This is a genomic window from Nocardia sp. 852002-20019_SCH5090214 (genome assembly GCF_001665865.1).
Lineage (GTDB): Bacteria > Actinomycetota > Actinomycetes > Mycobacteriales > Mycobacteriaceae > Nocardia > Nocardia nova.
This window is the reverse complement of record NZ_LZMK01000045.1, coordinates 46,438-64,716: the sequence shown is the minus strand read 5'-3', so window position 1 is coordinate 64,716 and position 18,279 is coordinate 46,438. Positions and strand designations below refer to the sequence as shown.

The window sequence follows — 18,279 nt, the reverse complement described above, 5'->3', positions numbered from 1 at the left end:
GGGGCCACCGCGCTACGGCGAAAATCGCCGTTCAGGCCCGGGCATCGGGCCTGAGAGATCGCGGCGCCGATTGCGTCGCGACGAACGGACGGGCAAGTGCCGAGAAACATCGGCACTGCTCGACCGGGTCCTATCCCACCGGGTGCATCGCGGCTCCGGCAATCTCGACCATCTCCGCGGTGTCGGTGATCTTCACGCGGGGACGGCCGCGGTCGCGGCCACCCTTGCGCTCGGCGGCGTCGATGGCCAGCCAGCCCTTCCCGTCCACGACCTCCGGGCGGCGCTCGACGACCAACGCGGACAGTGCATCCCGGTCGCGGCCGGACTTCGGCTGCGGCAGGCGATCCGCGAGCAGGTCGTCGATCAGTGCGGCGACGGTGTTCTGGGCGCACAGTTTGTTGGTGCCGATCACACCGGAGGGGCCGCGTTTGACCCAGCCGGTCGTGTAGACACCGGCTAGCGCCGCGCCGGTGTCGGGATCGAGGACCCGGCCGTCGATGTTGGGAATCCGGCCCGCGTCCGCGTCGAAGGGCACACCCGGCACCGCTGTGCCGCGGTAGCCGATCGAGCGCAGGACCAGGCCGGCGTCGAGGATCTCGGTCGTGCCGGTGGGGCGGGCCTCGAGCGTGCCGCGCTCGGTGCGGACCAGTTCGTTGCGGACGATTTCGACGCCTTCGACATGATGGGCGCCGAGCAGCCGGACCGGTGAAGCGAGGTACCGCAGGACGATACGCTTGTTGCCCGGAGTCGTTGTGCTGTCGGAGTATTCGACGGCGACCCGTGTCTTCAGATCGGTCGAGAAGGACGGGTCCTCGCCCGCGACGCCACCGAGATCGAGTTCACGGGGGTCGACGACCACATCGACTCCCGGAATGCGACCGAGCGCCAGCAGTTCGGGAGTCGTGTAGGCGGCCTGCGCCACGCCGCGACGCCCGAGGACGACGACCTCGCGAATATTGCTCTGCCGCAGCGCTTCCAGTGCGTGCTCGGCCATGTCGCTGCGGACGAGAGCGTCCGGGTCGGAGACGAGCAGCCGGGCGACGTCGAGGGCGACGTTGCCGTTGCCGACGATCACCGCGCGCTCACCGGTCAGGTCGAAGGCGCGGTTCGCGTAGTCGGGGTGGCCGTTATACCAGGCGACGAACTCGGTGGCGGCCACGCTGCCGGGCAGGTCCGCGCCGGGGATCTCGAGTTTGCGATCCTCGAGCGCACCGACGGCGTAGATCACGGCGTGGTGGTGCGCGAGCAGGTCGTCGTGAGTGAGATCGCGGCCGATCTCGACATTCAGGTGGAACCGGAATCCGGGTTTGGCGGCGATCCGGCGGAACGCCTCGGTGATGGCCTTCGTGCCGAGATGATCGGGGGCGACCCCGGCGCGCACCAGCCCCCACGGCGTGGGCAGCCGATCGAACATCTCGATATCGATTCCGCCGCTGGGCATCCGGGCCATCAGCTCGGCCGCGGCGTAGACACCGGCGGGTCCGGAGCCGACCACGGCGACCCGCAGGGGCGAATCGGGCTTGGGCACCTTCACCGGAGGCTGGGGAGCCGGTGGCGTTCCCGCGTCGAGCGGATTGCGGCGGAAGTAGTCCGCGTTGATCTCGCGATAGCGCAGCTGATCGTCGGGCAGTTCGTCCTCGGGGTGGATGGCATCGACAGGGCATGCCTCCATGCAGGCGCCACAGTCGATGCAGGTCCGCGGGTCGATGTAGAGCATCTCGGTGGAGCGGAAGTCGGGGTCGTCCGGGGTGGGGCGGATGCAGTTCACGGGGCACACCTGCACGCAGGCGGCGTCGTTACAGCATGGTTGGGTCACAACGAAAGACAAGGCAAACTCCTCGGACGAGTGCCGCGCGGCCGCATCCGGCGGTCGGCGGTTCGGGATCCGGGAATCAATGCGTGAAGGTCACCGCATCGAATACCGAGACGAAGGTCAGCGCGTGATCGCGCGCGAAGTCGATGCTTTCCTGCTCGTCGGCCATCCTGGTCGGATCCGTCGAGGAGACCAGCTCGCACAGGGCTGCCATCGGGCGCAGGCCGGCGACGCGCATCAGATGCACAACCGATTCGGCCACGCCGCTACCGCCGCGCCGGGCGATGATCGGGGCGACGTGTCCCGGCCTGGACAGGGCCGTCGGGATGGTCCGCGGGTCGGCGATGGTCCTGATCGTCCGCGCGCGGTCGGCCGCGGAGATGCCGGTGCCGGTGCCTTCCACGGCGTCCACCGTCACGGCGGGAACGGAGCTCGCGTCGAAACCACCGAACTGCCACATCGGCGGAAGCAACAGCCGGACGCAGTCCTCCTCCGGGACAGCAACTTTCACGAAGCCCGAGGTGTAGTGGACCATGAACGACACCGACTCGGTGGTGACGAATTCGGCGGCGGCGACCAGATTCGCCTCCCCGCAGGTGGGGTCGAACAGCACGATCGACCTGCCCGCGGCGAGATCGGCCGCGGCCTGCTCGACGCGAGCGCGATCGGTCTGCCGCGCATCGATCGGGGACATGGGCTTGATCTCAGCTACCGACATGGTCACTCCCAGTTCTTTCTCCGGTCTCCGGCCGGGTGCGTTGTGCGGTGAATGCCGCGATGGCGTCGCGGAAGCTGTCCGTCGTCGTCAGCCGGATCTGGCCGGTGCGCTCGCGTGCGAAGGCGTCGCCGAGTTCGGTCAGGCTCGAGTCGTTGACCGCGCGTTTGGTCACGGCGAGCGATTCGACCGAGATCCTGCTCAGTCGCGCGGTGAGCTTCGCCAGTTCCGCTTCGAAGACATCGGGTTCGTGCACCGCCGCCACCAAGCCCATACGTGCGGCGTCGGTCGCGCTCAGGCGCTCGCCGAGCAGCGACATCCGCATCGCGACCGCGCGTCCGACAGAGGCCGCGACCAGTGCTGTGGCGCCGCCGTCGGGCATCAAGCCGATCGAGGTGAACGGCATGGAGAAGAAGGCGTCCGAACGGACGACGGTGAAATCCGCTGCCAGCGCGAGTGATACGCCCACCCCCACGGCCGGGCCGCGCACCGCGGCGACGACCGGACGGGGCACAGCGACGATCGCCGAAATGCAGCGGGTCGCGGCGTCGGATGTGCTCGCGGTGTTCTCGACCGACAGCGGGTCCTCGACATCGAGGTCGCCACCGGCGCAAAAGGCTCGACCTGTCCCCGACAGCACGATCGTCCGCACGTCGGGGTCCGCGCCCGCGCTTTCGATCGCGTCGGCGAGTCGGTGCAGGGTGTCCTTGTCGACCGCGTTCATGCGGCCGGGACGATCGATCAGGATGTACCGCACCGTGGCGTCGTCGGTGACGCGCACGCTCATGGCAAAACCTTCCGCGAGAAGCCGGCGATCTCGGCCACGCCTTCCCGCGCCTGCGGCAGGAAGTCGGTGAACAGCGTCCAGGCGTGGCAGGTGTCGGGGTGGACCGAGAGGGTGCTCGATCCGCCGGTCCGCTGCATCGCCTCGTGGATGCGCACGGCGTCGTCGAGAAGGATCTCGCTGTCGCTGGCCAGCAACAGCATCGGGGGGAGCCCGGCCAGATCGCCGAAAACCGGAGAGGCGAGAGGATCCGAGCGGTCGTGGCCCTGGAGATAGGTGGCCGCCAGCAGTCCGAGGTCGCGTTCGGTGATCACGGGGTCGGTGGCGCGATTGGTGACGACAGTGGCTCCGGACACGGTGAAGTCCGCGAGCGGCGAGACCACAGCCGCAGCCGCGGGCAAGGGACTACCGCTGTCACGTGACGCAATCAGTGTGGCTACGGTCAATCCGCCGCCGGCGGAGTCACCGCCGATAACGGTGTGCTCGGCGCCGAACTCGGCGATGACCGCGCCCAGAATCCGGGTGGCGTCGTCCAGTGCGGCGGGAAACGGGAACTCGGGGGCGAGCCGATAGTCGGGCACGATCACCACCGCGCTCATGGCGCGCGACAGCGCCGCGGCGGCGTGCCGGTACCCGTGGGCGCTGCCCATGACGTATCCCCCGCCGTGCAACCACACCAGCACGTCGTCGCCGATGCCGGTCCCGGCCGAGACCCGCAGCACCGGGACGCCCTCGATGGTCGACTCGACCACCGAAACATCCTCGGCCAGTGCGGGTTCGAGCATCATCGCGTCGAGGTTGCCGCGCAACTGCGCCAGCGAGAGTCTGCCGTCGCCGAACACCGAGGCGAACGACGTGCGCGCTCGGTTCAGGGCTTCCGCACGGTCGAGCTCGGTCGCGGGGTTGTCCACGTGTGTCATTGCATGCCGTCCTTGGTCGAAACGATCCGCGCCTACAGTGCGGCGTGGGTGCCGAACACTCGGCCGTGATAGGTCAGTGGCGGCACGGTCAGGCTCTCCACGGCGATCGCACGGCCGAACACGATCGTGTGATCGGCGACCGTGATGGTGTCCATGACCTCGGCGGCCACCCAGTGCGGCACGCCCGCGATGCGGGGCACACCGCGATCGACCTGCCAGGCGACATCGAGGAACTTGTCCTTGCCCTTGCGGGCGAATTGCGCTGCCAGCGCGGACTGCACGCTGCCGAGGACATTGACGCCGAAGATCCCTGTTTCCAGGATCAGGCTCAACAGCTCCGAGCCCTGGTCCAGCGATACCAGCAGGGAGGGCGGCGTCATCGACAGGGAGGCGAAGGCGCTGACGGTCGTGCCGTGCGGGCGCTCGCCGTCCATGGCGGTCACGACCGCGACCGGCGTGCACACCGTGGCCATCGCGTCTCGGAATTGCGCGGTGAGGTCGGTCGTCTGCGGGGCGGACATCTCGGGCGTCCTTTCGTGCGTGGAAGTCTGACCGCGGGCGTCGCGCCCCGAGGGAGGCGACGCCCGCGAGTGGATCAGGTACCGGGATTCAGAGTCCGAGGTTCTTGCGGATGAAGGCGCCCGCTTCCTCGGCGGCCTGGACACCCTCGGGCAGGATCGCGGCGAACAGCGGCCACACGTGACACATGTCGTCGTAGAGCGAGACCGAGGCCGACCCGCCGGCAGCGGTGATCGAGGCCGCCGCACGGCGGGAGTCGTCGAGCAGCACTTCGCCGGAGCCGACCATGAACAGCGCGGGCGGCAGGCCGCCCAGCTCGGCGAACAGCGGCGACACGAGCGGATCCTTCGGGTCGCGCCCCTGCAGGTACGCCCCGCTGATATTGAGGATCGAGCCGCGCGAGACGGCGATGTCCTTACCGTCGAACTCGTCCACGCTCGCACCGCTGGCGGTGAGGTCGAGCAGCGGGGAGATGAAGACCGCCGCGCCGGGCAGGGCTTCGCCCTTGTCGCGCAGGACGGTCAGGGCGGCCAACGCCAGGCCGCCGCCCGCGGAGTCGCCGCCGGCCGCGGTATTGCCCGCGCCGTACTCCGCCACCAGTGCCGACAGCACGGCGGCGCCGTCGTCGAGCGCGGCGGGGAACACGTGCTCGGGCGAGAGCCGGTAGTCGGGCACGACGACGGTCACGCCGGCAGCACGCGAGAGCGTGTGCGCGAGGTTCTGGAAACCGCGTGCACTGCCCATCGAGTAGCCGCCGCCGTGGAACCACACGAGCACCTTGTCGCGCGCGGCGCCCTTCGCGGTGACCGACAGGACAGGGACGCCACCTGCTTCACCTCCCACCGGCTCGATGCCCTCGGGGAGGGGGAACTGCAGCAGCAGTCGGTCGTAGGCGTCGCGCAGATCCTCGATCGTCGCCGTCGCCGGGTCGGGAAAACCTTCGAGATACATCTTCTCGGCGCGTGCGAGTGCCTCGGTCCTGGCCATGAATCCTCCGGATTGACTTCGAATCCCGGCGCACCTCTTCGCCGAGCATGTGAGCGAGCTTACATAGTTACTATTAACTTTTGAACCCGTTTCCCAGGAACTTTTCGACTTCTCGGCAGAAAGCGACCATAACCGCTGTTCACGATGATAGATTTCGACGCAATCGAGCAGCGGCTCGGCGCCCGGCGGAACAGCGCGGGCGGCGCGAGCGCACCGCAGGCAGCATCTGCCCGGCTCGTCACTTCTCCCCCCGGCCACAGACATCGCAGGGTGCTCGACCGGACACCCGACACTCGATCAGAAGGACCACGTCATGACCCTCCTAGCGGACGACGATTCGGCGCGCACGCAGGAACCCGCCCCGCACCCGAGATCCCCCCTCGACCGCGTACTGAACCCGTCGACCATCGCGATCGTCGGCCTGAGTGACAAGTCCCCGGTCGCGCCCTTCATCCGGCCGACGCTCGACAGTGGCGCACAGGTGCACTTCGTCCACCCGAGCGCGCCCACCGTCTTCGGCACAACGACCCACTCCTCGATCTCCGAGGTGCCCGGCCCGATCGACGCCGTGCTCTCGGTGATGTCGGCCGAACGGACCGTGGCACTGGCCGAGGAATGCGCGTCGCTGGACTGCGGTGGGCTGATCATCTATGCCGCCGGCTTCTCCGAAGTCGGCGCGGACGGCGACGAGCTGCAACGCCGGCTGGTCGCCGCTGCACGGCGCGGCGGCATGGCCGTTGTGGGACCGAACAGCCTGGGCTACATCAGCGTTCCCCGCAGCCTCAATCTGACCGCCTCGGCGAACTACCACCCGCCGGCGGGCGGGGTGTCCATCGTCTCGCACAGCGGCGCGATGATCGGCGGCGTCGCCATCACCGCGGGCAGGCGGACCGGGGTGGGCATCTCGCGCCTGATCTCGGCGGGCAACGAAGCCGTCACCGACATCGCCGACTACCTCGACTTCCTGGCCGACGACCCGCAGACCACTGCCATCGGTCTGATCGTCGAAGGAATCCGCAGGCCCGAGGCGTTCTTCCGGGCGGCGCGGCGCTGTCGGGAGGCGGGCAAGCCGATCGTCGCGGTCAAGCTCGCCCGCAACAGCCGGACCCAGCAGATGGCGGCCTCGCACACCGGCGCGCTGGCCGGGAACTCCTGGGCCTACGACGTCGCATTCCGGCATGCCGGAATCCAGCTCGCCCACGACATCGAGGAAATGATCGACCGGCTCTCGATCGTCGACCAGCTCGACCCCGCGAAATGGAACTCCGTCGAGCGACTGGGCGTCGTCGCCGGCACCGGCGGCTTCGCCTCGCTGGCCTTCGACATCGCCGAGGCCGAAGGGCTCACCCTGCCGCCGCTGGACTCCCTCGCCGGCTGGGTCGCCTCGACGATCCCGGGCATCACCGTTCCGAACCCCCTGGACACCACCGGATTCGGCGCGACATTCTGGACCGACATCGTCGAGCGCTATGTCGGATCACCCGACCTCGACGCGGTCGTGTTCGTCAACATGTGGGGTGAGGGCGACGACTCCCCCGTCTATCGCCGCCTCATCGACGATGTCGCCACCGCCGCACGCCGTTTCGGCAAGCCGGTCGCGATCGCCGCGGGCGCGGGCCCGGTCGGCTCGTTCGCCCGGGAAGTGATCGGCTCGGACGGCAGTGTCGCGCTCGGCTACGGACTGCGCGGTACCCTGCGCGGACTGCAGACGATGGGCGCGTTCGTCCGCGACCGCGCCACCGCCCGCCCGCAGGCCGAGCCCGTGGCGGCGCTCGCCTGCCCGCCCGGGCCGTTCTCCGTCACCGCGGACGGCCGCCGCTTCCTGCCGTTCACCCAGGCCATGGATCTGTTGGCGGAGTTCGGCATTCCCACCGCGCCGCACTGCGTCGTCGGTGCGGGCGAGCAGGCCGCACCGGGGTTCGAGGGCCCGTACGCGGTGAAGCTCGCCGACGTCCCGCACCGCACCGAGCTCGGCGCGGTGGCACTGAACGTCACGCGGGTGGATCTCGATCGGGCAGTGGCCGACATGCGCGCGATCGCGGCACGCCACGGTGTCGGCGAGGTCGTCGCCGTGCAACCGATGGCCGCCGCGCGCGGTGAGCTGCTCGTGGGCGTGGAAGGCCGCAGTGAACTCGGGCCGATGGTGGTGCTTGGCATCGGCGGCGTCCTCGTCGAGGTCCTCGAACGAGTCGGCGGCCGCCCGGCGCCGTTGACCCGCATCGACGCCGAAGCGCTCATCGAGGAGTTCCGCGAGCTGCGGATCATGCACGGCTACCGGGGATCGCAGCCGTGGCATCTGGACCGGCTCGCCGAGCTGCTGGTCGGATTCGGCCGCCTGGCCGCGGCCTGCCACAGCTGGCTCGAGTCGCTGGACGTCAATCCGCTGCTGGTCACCGCCGATGGATTGCTCGCTGTCGACGCGCTGTTCATCGTGCGCGAGGGCGCCGATTGACGTCCTCCCGGCCGTGAACGACCGGGATTCCTCCTGAACCCTGCGGTTCTCCGGTGGGCTCCTGTTTCACCGGGGCGTGCCCTCCGCTAAGCGGCTGGACTTACAGCCCCTCCGCAGGCGTTTAGCCTCTCGGCCCGTCCGGCCGCGAGGATGTTGATCGCCGCGTTCAGATCGCGGTCGTGGGTGGTCCCGCACCCGCACGTCCATTCGCGGACATGCAGGGCCTTCGCCTCTCCGATCACCCCGCAGTTCGAGCACATGCGGGTGGACGGCAACCACCGGTCCACCTTCGAGAAGGCCCGTCCATACCGGGCGGCCTTCTCCTCGAGCATGGTCACGAACATCGACCAACCCGCATCGTGAACCGATTTCGCCATACGCGTGCGGGCGAGACCTTTCACGCACAAGTCCTCCACGAATATCGCTTGGTTCTCGCGGATGATCTTCGTGGACTGCTTGTGCGCCCAGTCCCGCCGCGCATCCGCGACCCTGGCATGAGCCTTCGCCACCTCGACCCGGGCCTTGGCCCGGTTCTTCGACCCCTTCTCCTTACGCGACAGGGCCTGTTGCGCCTTCTTCAACCGACGTTCGGCCTGCCGCAGAAACTTCGGGGACTCGATCCGCTGCCCGTTCGACAAAACCGCGAACGTCGCCAACCCCAGGTCGATACCCACCTCGGACTCCACCGGCGGCAACGGCTGGTCGTCGGTGTGCACGACGAACGAGGCGAAGTATCTGCCCGCCGCGTCCTTGATGACCGACACCGACGACGGCGCCGACGGCAGTACCCGAGACCAGCGGACCGGAACATCCCCGATCTTCGGCAACCGCAACTTCCCGCCCAGGGTGACCGCGAACCGGGAATTCCTCGTGAACCGGATCGCCTGCCTGCTGTCCCGACGCGACCGGAACCTAGGCGGACCGACCCGTGCACCTTTCCGCTTCCCCGTCACCGAGGACAGGAAATTCCGGTAGGCGACGTTCAGATCGGCCAGCGCCTGTTGCAGCACCACCGAGGACACTTCCCCCAGCCACGCCCGCTGCGGGGTCGCCTTCGCAGCGGTCAACCGCTTCGACAGTTCCGCGTCGCTGATCCGCTGCCCCGCCTCGAACGCTTCCCGCCGCGCAGCGAGGGCATCGTTGTACACCACCCGCGCCGAACCGAACGCCCGAGCCAGCGCTATCTGCTGGCCGGGCGTCGGGTAGATGCGGAAGTTGTACCGAAGCTGCACACCCTGACGCTACCATTTCAGCACCTCAACCATGTTCGGGGACAACATGATTCACGCTCCCCATCCAGGGCATGCTCGGGCCTTGGCGGCCCTCCCGCGTGGGCCTTCGCCCCGCCCTGAAGGGCGGAGCACTAGCCCACATTTCGGTAGCGCAGCGGACAGACGAAACGGCGCGCCCGACTTCCAGTCGGGCGCGCCGTTCGTTTCCCGGCAGTTGTTCTGCCGGCGGACAGCTCAGAAGGCCGCTTCGTCCAGAGCCATGACCGAATCGTCCACCGCGCGAGCGATCGCGGCCTCCGCAGCCGTGACGGGCAGGACGTTGCGGGCGAAGAACCGCGCCGCGGCGACCTTGCCCTCGTAGAACGCCGCGTCCTCGGCCGGGGCGCCGGCCTCGAGTGCGCGCAGAGCGATCACGGCACCGCGCAGCAGCAGCCAGGCGACGAGGACATCGCCCAGGATGTAGAGCAGCCGTGTCGCGTTCAGCCCCACCTTGTAGATCTCGGACTCCGCGCCGCCGGCTTTCGGGTTCGCGGCGAGCAGGTCGGCGGTCATCTTCTCCACGACCGCCGCCACAGCGCCGACCGCTTCGAGGAGCAGGTCGCGTTCGAACGCCAACTCGGCGCCTGCGGCCGGATCATCGGCGAACGACGACATCTCCTGGGCGAGATGCCCGAACGCGACGCCGGAGTTCCTGGCGATCTTGCGGAAGAACAGGTCCTGGGCCTGGATGGCGGTGGTGCCCTCGTAGACGGTGTCGATCTTCGCGTCGCGCACGTACTGCTCGAGCGGATAGTCCTGCAGGTATCCCGATCCGCCGAAGGTCTGCAGGCATTCGGTGCCCAGCACCGTCCAGGAGCGCTCCGACCCGTAGCCCTTGACCACCGGCAGCAGCAGGTCGTTGACGGCCTCGGCCAGTGCGGTGTCCTCGCCCGCCGCGGCGGCGAGCGCGATCTCGTCCTGCCAGGAGGCGGTGTAGAGGACCAGCGAGCGCATTCCTTCGGCGTAGGACTTCTGGGTGAGCAGCGACCGGCGGATGTCCGGGTGGCGGGTGATGACGACCCGCGGCGCCCCCTTATCCGACGACCGGGTCAGATCGGCGCCCTGCACGCGCATCTTGGCGTAGTCGAGTGCGTTGAGGTAGCCGCTGGACAAAGTCGCGATCGCCTTGGAACCGACCATCATCCGGGCGTCCTCGATCACCTCGAACATCTGGTTGATACCGTCGTGCACCTCGCCGAGCAGCCAGCCGCGGGCCGGTTCGTTCTCGCCGAGAGTCATCTCGCAGGTCGCCGAGACCTTCACGCCCATCTTCTTCTCGACATTGGTGACGTAGACGCCGTTGCGTTCGCCGGTGAGTTCACCGGTCTCGAGGTCGAAGTGGAATTTCGGGACGAGGAAGAGGCTGAGCCCCTTGGTGCCCGGGCCGCCCACGCCCTCGACGCCCATCGGCCGGGCCAGCACGAGATGGATGATGTTGTCGGACAGATCGTGCTCGCCCGCGGTGATGAAGCGCTTGACGCCGACGATGTTCCAGGTGCCGTCCTCGTTCGGGATCGCCTTGGTCCGGCCGGCGCCGACATCGGAACCGGCGTCGGGTTCGGTGAGCATCATCGTCGCGCCCCACTGCTTCTCGGCGGCGATCTGCGCGATCCGCTTGTCGCGTTCGGTGCCGTTGCGGTACACGACTCTGGTCGCGGTCGGGAAGCCGACATAGGTCCACAGCGTGGGGTTGGCGCCGAGCACGAATTCGGCGAGTGCCCAGTTCAGTGAACTCGGCGCGTTCGTCCCGCCGAGTTCCGGCAGGACCCGCAGCCGCCACCACTCGGCGTCCATCCAGGTTTTGTACATGGCCGTGTACGCGGGCGGGATGGCCACCGTGTGCGCGGCGGCGTCGAAGACGGGCGGATGGCGGTCCGCCTCTTCGAAGGACTCGGCGAGGTCCTCGCGGGCGAGGCGGTCGACCTCGCGCAGTGCGATCTTCGCGGTGTCCACGTCGACTTCCTCGAACGGCCCGGCCCCCAGCACCCGGTCGCGTTCGAACAACTCGAACAGATTGAACTCCACATCGCGGAGATTGCTCTTGTAATGGCCCATCGTGGGTGCCTCTCACGCTTGTCGACCCACCCACGGCAGGTCGGGAAATGTTTCGTGCACTTCGTGGCTCGACGGCGGGACCAGCGGAGGCGTCGGCCACGACCGGTGGGCATGCCGTGCTCACGCGGCATGCCCACCGTGTCATGTACGGCGACCGGGTCCGGCCTGGTCAGATGCTCACGCCTCGGCGGCTCGGATTCTTACGCCTCGGCGGCGTAGACCGGAAGCAGGACCGCGGCGGCGTCGACGAACATCTTCGGGTCGACGAGCAGATGCTGAGTCGCCACGTTCATGTCCCGCACGAAGCGGCCCAGCGTGCTGGTCCGGCCGATGCTCTGGCTGCCGCCCCAGCGATGCGCGAACATCACGATGTCGGCGGTGACCTCGTGCACCCACGACAGCATCTGCGACGCGCGGGCGATCTGTTCGGGCGTCACCGGCTGCCCGGCGCTCACCGCGGCCTCGGCCGACTCGACGACGTCGTAGCAGTACAGGCGGGCGGCCTGCAGGTCGGCTTCCTTACGCGCGAAATCGAGCCGGAAGATGTCGGCTTCGCCGACCGGAACGGAGTAAGTGGGACGCACCTTGCCGTCGGTGATCTTCGCTACCAGTTCCAGTGCGCGAGTGGCGATTCCGAGCACGATCGGCGCGTGGCAGATGCCGCCGACGAACTCGTTGCCCAGCTTGTACAGGACCTCGGAGCGAGTCGGCGTGCCGCCGAAGGTCTGCGTGGTGTACTCCGCGGGCACGAACTTCTTCGAGATCGTGTAGTCGTGGCTGCCGGTGCCCGCCAGCCCCCAGACGTCCCAGTTGTTCTTGAACTCGACCTGCTCCTTGGGCAGCAGGGCGATGCGCGCCTGTGGCTGACCGTTGGCGCCCAGGATCGGATTGCCCTGTTCGTCGGCGACGTAGAAACCCGCACCGATCCAGGTCGCGTGATCCGAACCGCTGGCGAAGGAGTAGCCGCCGTCGATGATGTAGCCACCCTCGACCTGCACGCCGGGATGCCTCGGGAGGAGCTGACCCGCGACGATGAAGGGCTCGTCCCTGCTCAGCAACGCGTCCACGACCTCGGGCGAGAGTTGGCCGATCACGCCGGCGGTGCCCCAGGTGCTGGCCATCATGGCCCAGCCGGTCGAGCCGTCGGCCTTGGCGAGCTCTTCGTAGACCCGCATGCCCTCACTGGGGAGCAGACCGCCGCCGCCGAGCTCCACGGGCTCCAGCATCCGGTGCAGTCCCAGTTCGTCCAGCGCGTCCGCGACCGGCTTGGTGATCGTGCGGTCACGCTCGATGGCGGCGGCCTCTTGCCTGATCAGCGGCGCGATCGAGCGAGCGCGCTGCACGTAGTCGGTCACCCGGTCGCTGCCGGTAGCTGCCTCACGGGTCAGCGTCTCAGTCATGTTCATGCCTTTCATGCGGATGTCCATCCGGAGGCGCGCTCATCAGTCGAGTGGCTCCCACGCATCCGGTCTTCCCTGCCCCCTGCAGCGCCCCCCGAGGCGGCTCGAGACCAGGTCAGGGGCGCTGTTGTGATCAAGGTAACATAGTTACTACTAATGTCAAGAACAGATTATGCAGGCCAGAGTCACTATTTCTGTCACAACGGTCCGAAATGGCCATTCACACCCGCCGCTCTGCCGCGGCGGGTAGCCCGCCACCAGCCAACTCGATCGGCCCGGACAGGCATTTCGCCCATCCGTCTGCCGAGAAAGGGTCGGCGGGCGAACTTCTCATCGAGTCGGCACAGGCGGGGTCGGCGCACCCGGAACTCGAGGACCACGAGCCTCCCGCCGAGGACGGCGGTTCGAGTCAGCCACTCCGGCGCATCACCACCGAGCCCGGCAATGCTCCATATTCACAAATAACTTTAGTTCAAAAATGGCGACTTTAACTAGCATTGACCACTTATAGTCACCATAGTTAGCATTAACACTCACTCGGAGCGGCGACTGTCGCGCCCCCCGAAGCCGGGTCAGCACGGTCGGCCGAACCCCCATCGAACGCAGCGCGGGCTGCGAATTTGCGGAAAGCAGGAGAGCACATGCGTATCGGCACGGTGCTGGACTTCGGTCCACCGTTCGACGAGATCGCCGCTCAGATCGTCGACTACGAGGCCGCCGGCCTCGACTCGGTGACGATGGGCGAGGCGTACACCTTCGATGCGGTCAGCCAGCTGGGCTACCTCGCGGCGCGCACCTCACGCATCGAACTCGCCACCGGCATCCTCCCGATCGCCTCCCGTACCCCGACCACACTGGCCATGACCGCCGCGGGCCTCGACTATGTGTCGAAGGGGCGATTCCGCCTCGGAATCGGTGCCTCCGGACCGCAGGTGGTCGAAGGATTTCACGGCGTCCCCTTCGGGCACGCGCTGGGCAAGACCAGGGAGACAATCGAGATCTGCCGCACCGTCTGGCGGCGCGAAGCACTGCGCCACCAGGGCAGGCACTTCCAGATCCCGCTTCCCGCCGACCGCGGCACCGGCCTGGGCAAACCGCTCAAACTCATCAATCACCCGGTCCGCGATCGGATTCCGGTCTCGATCGCCGCCTTGGGCGAGCAGATGGTCGAGCTCACCGCCGAGATCGCCGAGGGTTGGGAGCCCATCTTCTTCCACCCGGAGAAGCTGGAATCGGTGTGGGGTGCGGCGCTCGCCCGCGGAAGAGCCAAGCGCGCCGCCGAGTTGGGCGAGCTGAACATCATCGTTCGCCTTCCCCTCGCCGTCACCGACGATCCCGCGCCGTGGCTCGACCAGGCCCGCCCCCAACTCGCCCTCTACATCGGCGGCATGGGATCACGGACCCGCAACTTCTACAACGACCTCGCCAAACGCTACGGATTCGTCGCCGAGGCCGAGGCCATCCAGGAGCTGTTCCTTGCGGGCAAGCACCGTGCGGCGGCCGCCGCCGTCCCCGACGAACTCGTCCGCGCGACCTCACTGATCGGCCCCGCCTCCTATATCGCCGAGCGCATCGCGATGCTCCGCGAGATCGGCGTCGGGCTGCTCAATGTCAGCCCCATGGCACCGACCCACGCCGAGCGGCTCTCGGCGATCGAACTCCTGCGCTCACTGACCGACTGACCATCCAATCCACTCCCGAAGGACACGACATGAGCCCGACCATCCCACCGAACCCCGATCTCGACCGCGCCACCGTGCACGCCGCCGTCACCGCGGGCAACATTCCCTGCCTGCTGCCGGTGATCTACCAGCTGACCGGCGAGGAGAAGTGGCTGTGGGCGCCCTACGTCCCCGCCGCACCCAAGGGGTACGAGGAACTGAACTCGGGCGGACTCGATCCGGCGATCCAAGCCGAGATCCACGAGGCCGCCACCGACGCCATCCTCGACTGGAGCAAGGGCAAGCCGATCGCGCAGCCCGCACCGACCGGCGGCGAACTCGCTCGCCTGATGAGCACCGTCATGGGCGAGCCGATCCCGGAGACCTACTCCCCCATGATCGCCGAGCAACTCGGCTTCACCCCGTTCGAACCCGCCGACATCGGGGCGCTCATCGAGCACGACCGGCCCGACTTCGGCGTCGTCATCGTCGGCGCGGGTATCTCCGGCCTGGCCTGCGCCATCCACCTCGACAAGGCGGGCACCCCCTACACCGTGTTCGAGCGCAACGACCGCATCGGCGGCACCTGGTGGGAGAACACCTATCCCGGCGCGCGCGTCGACATCCCCAGCGATCTGTACTCCTACTCGTTCCGGCCCAAGAACTGGACCGAAAACTTCGCCCGCCGCGACGAGCTCTTCGGCTACCTCGAGGACGTCGCTCGCGAATCCGGCGTGCTCGACAAGATCCGACTGCGCCACTCCGTCGACAACGCCGTCTGGGACGACCAGGCCCGGCAGTGGGTGATCTCGGTGACCGGACCGGACGGCGAGCGACAGGAACTGCGCGCCACCGCGCTGGTGACCGCGGCCGGCCTGCACAGCACCCCCAATATCCCGGAATTCCCCGGCACGGACGATTTCCGCGGCCAGATCGTGCATGCGGCGCGCTGGCCCGAGGACATCGACCTCACCGGCAAGCGGGTGGCGGTCGTGGGCAGCGGCGCCGCCGCTATGCAGCTGGTCGTGGCCATCGCCGACCAGGTGCAGAGCATGGTGGTGCTGCAGCGTCAGCCGCAATGGATCGCGCCCAACGAACACTATTTCCAGCCCTCGCCGCAGTCCAAGCACTGGCTGTACGACAACATTCCCTTCTACCGCGGCTGGTACCGGTTCCGGCTGTACTGGCTCTACACCGAACGCACCTACGCCGCCCTGCCGGTCGACCCGCAGCGCGAGGCGAAGGGCAAGCTCGTCAGCTCGCTCAACGACGCGTATCGCGCCTACCTCACCCAGTATCTGGAGCAGCAGCTGGCCGGGCACGAGCAGCTGCGTGAGCAGACGCTGCCCACCTACCCGCCGTTCGGCAAGCGGCTGCTGATCGACAACGGCTGGTTCACCACGCTGGTGAAGCCGCATGTCGAACTGCTCACCGACAGTGTCGAGCGGCTGACGCCGGCCGGGCTCGTCACCGTGGGCGGCGAGGAACGCGAGATCGACGTGCTGATCTTGTGCACGGGCTTCCAGCAGCAGCGCTACCTGTACCCGATGGACATCCGCGGCCGTGACGGCATCGCGCTGCGCGAGCACTGGGACGACGACAACGGACGCGCCCATCTGGGCATCACCACGCCGGGCTTTCCGAACCTGTTCTTCCTCTACGGACCGAACACCAATCCGCCGGGCGGAAGCTTCATCACCATCGGTGAGGCGCAGGTCCGTTACGTCGTCGAGGCGATCAGCCGCCTGGTCACCGACGACCTGGCGACCCTGGAATGCCGCCAGGATGCCTACGACCGGTACAACGAAGAACTCGACGAGGCGAACTCGCGCATGGTGTACGCCATGGACGGCGTGAACAGCTACTACCGCAATTCCACCGGACGAGTGGTGACCAACTCCCCGTGGCCGGTCGTCGAATACTGGACGCGGACACAGCACCCCGATCCCGCCGACTTCGTGGCGACGCCGCGCGGTACGGACTGAGCTGTTCGGCACGGCCGGTGCGGTGAGCTCACCGCACCGGCTCGTACGCCCGGCGCCGCCTCAGTTGATGCGGCGATCCATCCCCTGCCAATAGGGTTCGCGTAGATCGCGCTTGAGGACCTTGCCGACCGCGCTGCGCGGCAGCGCGTCGACGAACGTCACAGAGACCGGGCATTTGAACTTCGCGAGGTTGGCCCGGCAGTGCTCCAGGACCATGTGCTCGGTGACGGTCGCGCCCGCGGCGAGCACGACCACCGCGACAGGACTCTCGCCCCAACGCTCGCTCGGCACGCCGATGACCGCCACATCGGCGATGCCGGGCATCTCGAACAGGACTTCCTCGATCTCGCGCGGGTAAATGTTCTCCCCACCGGAGACGATCATGTCCTTCACCCGATCGGAGATGAACACGAACCCCTCGGCGTCGAGATAGCCCGCGTCACCGGTGTGCATCCACCCGCCCGCGAGCGCGTCCCGGCTCGCGTCCTCCAGCCCCCAGTAGCCGTCCATGAGTTGCGGGCCGCGGACCACGATCTCGCCGACCGCACCGACCGGGAGCGGCTCACCGTCGCGTCCGACCACGCGGACCGCGGACCCGAGCACCGGACGTCCCGCCGAGGCCAGGATGTCCGGGCGGCCTGCCACGGCCCGGCGATGGTCCTCGGGAGCCAGAATCGTGGCCACCGCGGTGGTTTCGGTCATGCCGTAGGCCTGGGCGAAATCGCAGCCGAACACCTCCATCGCCCGCTTGACGAGTTCGACCGCCATCGGCGCCGAGCCGTAGACCATCAGCTCCAGCGCCGAAAAGTCCAGCTGCGCGGCGAGGGGGTCCTCGATCATGCCCTGGATCATTGCGGGGGCCAGGGTGAGGAGCTGTATGCGTCGCTCGGACATCTCCCGCAACACCGTGGTGCGGTCGAAATCGCGCACCACATGCACCGAGCAGCCGCCGGAGGTGTAGGCCAGGATCTGCAGCGCGGCACCGGCGTGGAACAGCGGCATGACGCAGAGCGTGGCGCGGCGCACCGAGCTCAGCGCCAGCTGGATCTGCAGGGCGTTGGTGCAGGCCGCCCGGTGCGACACCATGGCGCCCTTGGGTTTTCCGGTAGTGCCGCTGGTGTACATCTGGTGGTAGATCGCCTCGGCCGGGACATCGCGGTCGATCGCGTCGTCCGAGGTCGCGGCGACCTCCTCGGCGAACCGCAGGCGCGACGGGCTGTCGTCGCGGATGACCGACGCCGTGATGCGGGGGACGGCCGCGGTCAGCGCCTGCGCGTAGTCCTCGTGGACGACGGCCAGGCGGCACCCGGCGTCCTCTGCGATGTATTTCCACTCCTGGGGCGCCAGCCGGAAGTTGAGCGGCACCGGCACCACGCCCGCGCGGGACGCGCCGAAGTACAGCGCGATCATCTCGAGCGAGTTGCGGTCGAGCAGGCAGAAGCGCTCGCCGGGCCGCAGTTCGCCTGCCAGCCAGTTGCCGACCCGGTGGGTCCACCGGCGCATCTCGTCCCAGGTGAGACTGCGGCTGCCGTCGGTCACATAGACCTCGTCCGGGAAACGTTCGGCCCAGTGGTCCAGCAGTTCGTGGACGCGCATCTGCGCCCTCCTCCGATAGTCGAAAGCCGGGCCGCCCGGTGGGCGGCCCGGCGGTAGGTGATCAGATCACGAGGGGTGACTCCCCATCCGTCGATACGACGACCTGCCCCTTCGAGGGCCG

13 protein-coding genes are annotated in these 18,279 nt (G+C 68.2%); 3 read left to right on the top strand and 10 right to left on the bottom strand.

The features are described 5' to 3' along the window. Window positions 1-130: 130 nt before the first annotated feature. The 6 genes from A5780_RS05610 to A5780_RS05585 all read right to left on the bottom strand — a co-directional run bounded on the left by A5780_RS05610 (window position 131) and on the right by A5780_RS05585 (window position 5,738). Window positions 131-1,828 carry a 4Fe-4S binding protein gene (locus A5780_RS05610; protein ID WP_082976296.1) on the bottom strand — a complete coding sequence of 566 codons (1,698 nt, stop codon included), beginning with the start codon at window positions 1,826-1,828 and terminating at the stop codon, window positions 131-133. A gap of 64 nt (window positions 1,829-1,892) precedes the next feature. Further along, on the bottom strand, window positions 1,893-2,531 hold the full coding sequence (locus tag A5780_RS05605) for a 3,4-dihydroxy-2-butanone-4-phosphate synthase (protein ID WP_082976295.1): 639 nt from the start codon (window positions 2,529-2,531) through the stop codon (window positions 1,893-1,895). Then, entirely contained in the window at window positions 2,518-3,315 is a 798-nt protein-coding gene (locus A5780_RS05600) for an enoyl-CoA hydratase-related protein (RefSeq protein ID WP_064907904.1), read from the bottom strand. Before A5780_RS05600 ends, A5780_RS05605 begins: the two co-directional genes overlap by 14 nt. Beyond that, window positions 3,312-4,232, bottom strand: coding sequence for an alpha/beta hydrolase (locus tag A5780_RS05595; RefSeq protein ID WP_064903344.1), 921 nt, complete (start codon window positions 4,230-4,232; stop codon window positions 3,312-3,314). Before A5780_RS05595 ends, A5780_RS05600 begins: the two co-directional genes overlap by 4 nt. A gap of 32 nt (window positions 4,233-4,264) precedes the next feature. Then, complete coding sequence (locus A5780_RS05590; RefSeq protein WP_064907903.1) at window positions 4,265-4,753, bottom strand: flavin reductase family protein; 489 nt, start codon at window positions 4,751-4,753, stop codon at window positions 4,265-4,267. Window positions 4,754-4,841: 88 nt separating this feature from the next. Next, a complete protein-coding gene (locus A5780_RS05585; RefSeq protein WP_064907902.1) occupies window positions 4,842-5,738 on the bottom strand; it encodes an alpha/beta hydrolase fold domain-containing protein in 897 nt (298 codons plus the stop codon). 313 nt (window positions 5,739-6,051) lie between these two features. On the opposite strand from A5780_RS05585, the gene A5780_RS05580 reads away from it, so the two are divergent. Then, window positions 6,052-8,190, top strand: coding sequence for an acetate--CoA ligase family protein (locus tag A5780_RS05580; protein ID WP_064907901.1), 2,139 nt, complete (start codon window positions 6,052-6,054; stop codon window positions 8,188-8,190). Window positions 8,191-8,276: 86 nt separating this feature from the next. Here A5780_RS05580 and A5780_RS05575 read toward each other — a convergent pair whose 3' ends face one another. The 3 genes from A5780_RS05575 to A5780_RS05565 all read right to left on the bottom strand — a co-directional run bounded on the left by A5780_RS05575 (window position 8,277) and on the right by A5780_RS05565 (window position 12,916). Next, a complete protein-coding gene (locus tag A5780_RS05575; RefSeq protein ID WP_064903336.1) occupies window positions 8,277-9,422 on the bottom strand; it encodes an RNA-guided endonuclease TnpB family protein in 1,146 nt (381 codons plus the stop codon). A 234-nt stretch (window positions 9,423-9,656) separates the two neighbouring features. After that, window positions 9,657-11,516, bottom strand: coding sequence for an acyl-CoA dehydrogenase (locus A5780_RS05570; protein WP_064907900.1), 1,860 nt, complete (start codon window positions 11,514-11,516; stop codon window positions 9,657-9,659). Window positions 11,517-11,716: 200 nt separating this feature from the next. After that, window positions 11,717-12,916: an acyl-CoA dehydrogenase family protein gene (locus tag A5780_RS05565; protein ID WP_064907979.1), complete on the bottom strand. Its 1,200-nt coding sequence runs from the start codon at window positions 12,914-12,916 to the stop codon at window positions 11,717-11,719. 641 nt (window positions 12,917-13,557) lie between these two features. Between A5780_RS05565 and A5780_RS05560 the strand changes: the two genes are divergently transcribed. Both A5780_RS05560 and A5780_RS05555 read left to right on the top strand, forming a co-directional pair. Next, window positions 13,558-14,598, top strand: coding sequence for an LLM class F420-dependent oxidoreductase (locus tag A5780_RS05560; RefSeq protein WP_064907899.1), 1,041 nt, complete (start codon window positions 13,558-13,560; stop codon window positions 14,596-14,598). Between the two features lie 29 nt (window positions 14,599-14,627). Beyond that, window positions 14,628-16,562, top strand: a complete 1,935-nt coding sequence (locus A5780_RS05555) for an NAD(P)/FAD-dependent oxidoreductase (RefSeq protein WP_064907898.1) — start codon at window positions 14,628-14,630, stop codon at window positions 16,560-16,562. A 60-nt stretch (window positions 16,563-16,622) separates the two neighbouring features. On the opposite strand, the gene A5780_RS05550 is transcribed toward A5780_RS05555, so the two are convergent. Then, a complete protein-coding gene (locus A5780_RS05550; RefSeq protein ID WP_064907897.1) occupies window positions 16,623-18,158 on the bottom strand; it encodes a long-chain-fatty-acid--CoA ligase in 1,536 nt (511 codons plus the stop codon). Window positions 18,159-18,279: the final 121 nt, after the last annotated feature.

What these genes read in the sequence shown, in the direction of transcription:
- A5780_RS05555 (WP_064907898.1), top strand. Translation starts at nt 14,628, where the DNA reads ATGAGCCCGACCATCCCACCGAACCCCGATCTCGACCGCGCCACCGTG.
- A5780_RS05585 (WP_064907902.1), bottom strand. Translation starts at nt 5,738, where the DNA reads ATGGCCAGGACCGAGGCACTCGCACGCGCCGAGAAGATGTATCTCGAA.
- A5780_RS05560 (WP_064907899.1), top strand. Translation starts at nt 13,558, where the DNA reads ATGCGTATCGGCACGGTGCTGGACTTCGGTCCACCGTTCGACGAGATC.
- A5780_RS05595 (WP_064903344.1), bottom strand. Translation starts at nt 4,232, where the DNA reads ATGACACACGTGGACAACCCCGCGACCGAGCTCGACCGTGCGGAAGCC.
- A5780_RS05605 (WP_082976295.1), bottom strand. Translation starts at nt 2,531, where the DNA reads ATGTCGGTAGCTGAGATCAAGCCCATGTCCCCGATCGATGCGCGGCAG.
- A5780_RS05565 (WP_064907979.1), bottom strand. Translation starts at nt 12,916, where the DNA reads ATGACTGAGACGCTGACCCGTGAGGCAGCTACCGGCAGCGACCGGGTG.
- A5780_RS05600 (WP_064907904.1), bottom strand. Translation starts at nt 3,315, where the DNA reads ATGAGCGTGCGCGTCACCGACGACGCCACGGTGCGGTACATCCTGATC.
- A5780_RS05570 (WP_064907900.1), bottom strand. Translation starts at nt 11,516, where the DNA reads ATGGGCCATTACAAGAGCAATCTCCGCGATGTGGAGTTCAATCTGTTC.
- A5780_RS05590 (WP_064907903.1), bottom strand. Translation starts at nt 4,753, where the DNA reads ATGTCCGCCCCGCAGACGACCGACCTCACCGCGCAATTCCGAGACGCG.
- A5780_RS05550 (WP_064907897.1), bottom strand. Translation starts at nt 18,158, where the DNA reads ATGCGCGTCCACGAACTGCTGGACCACTGGGCCGAACGTTTCCCGGAC.
- A5780_RS05580 (WP_064907901.1), top strand. Translation starts at nt 6,052, where the DNA reads ATGACCCTCCTAGCGGACGACGATTCGGCGCGCACGCAGGAACCCGCC.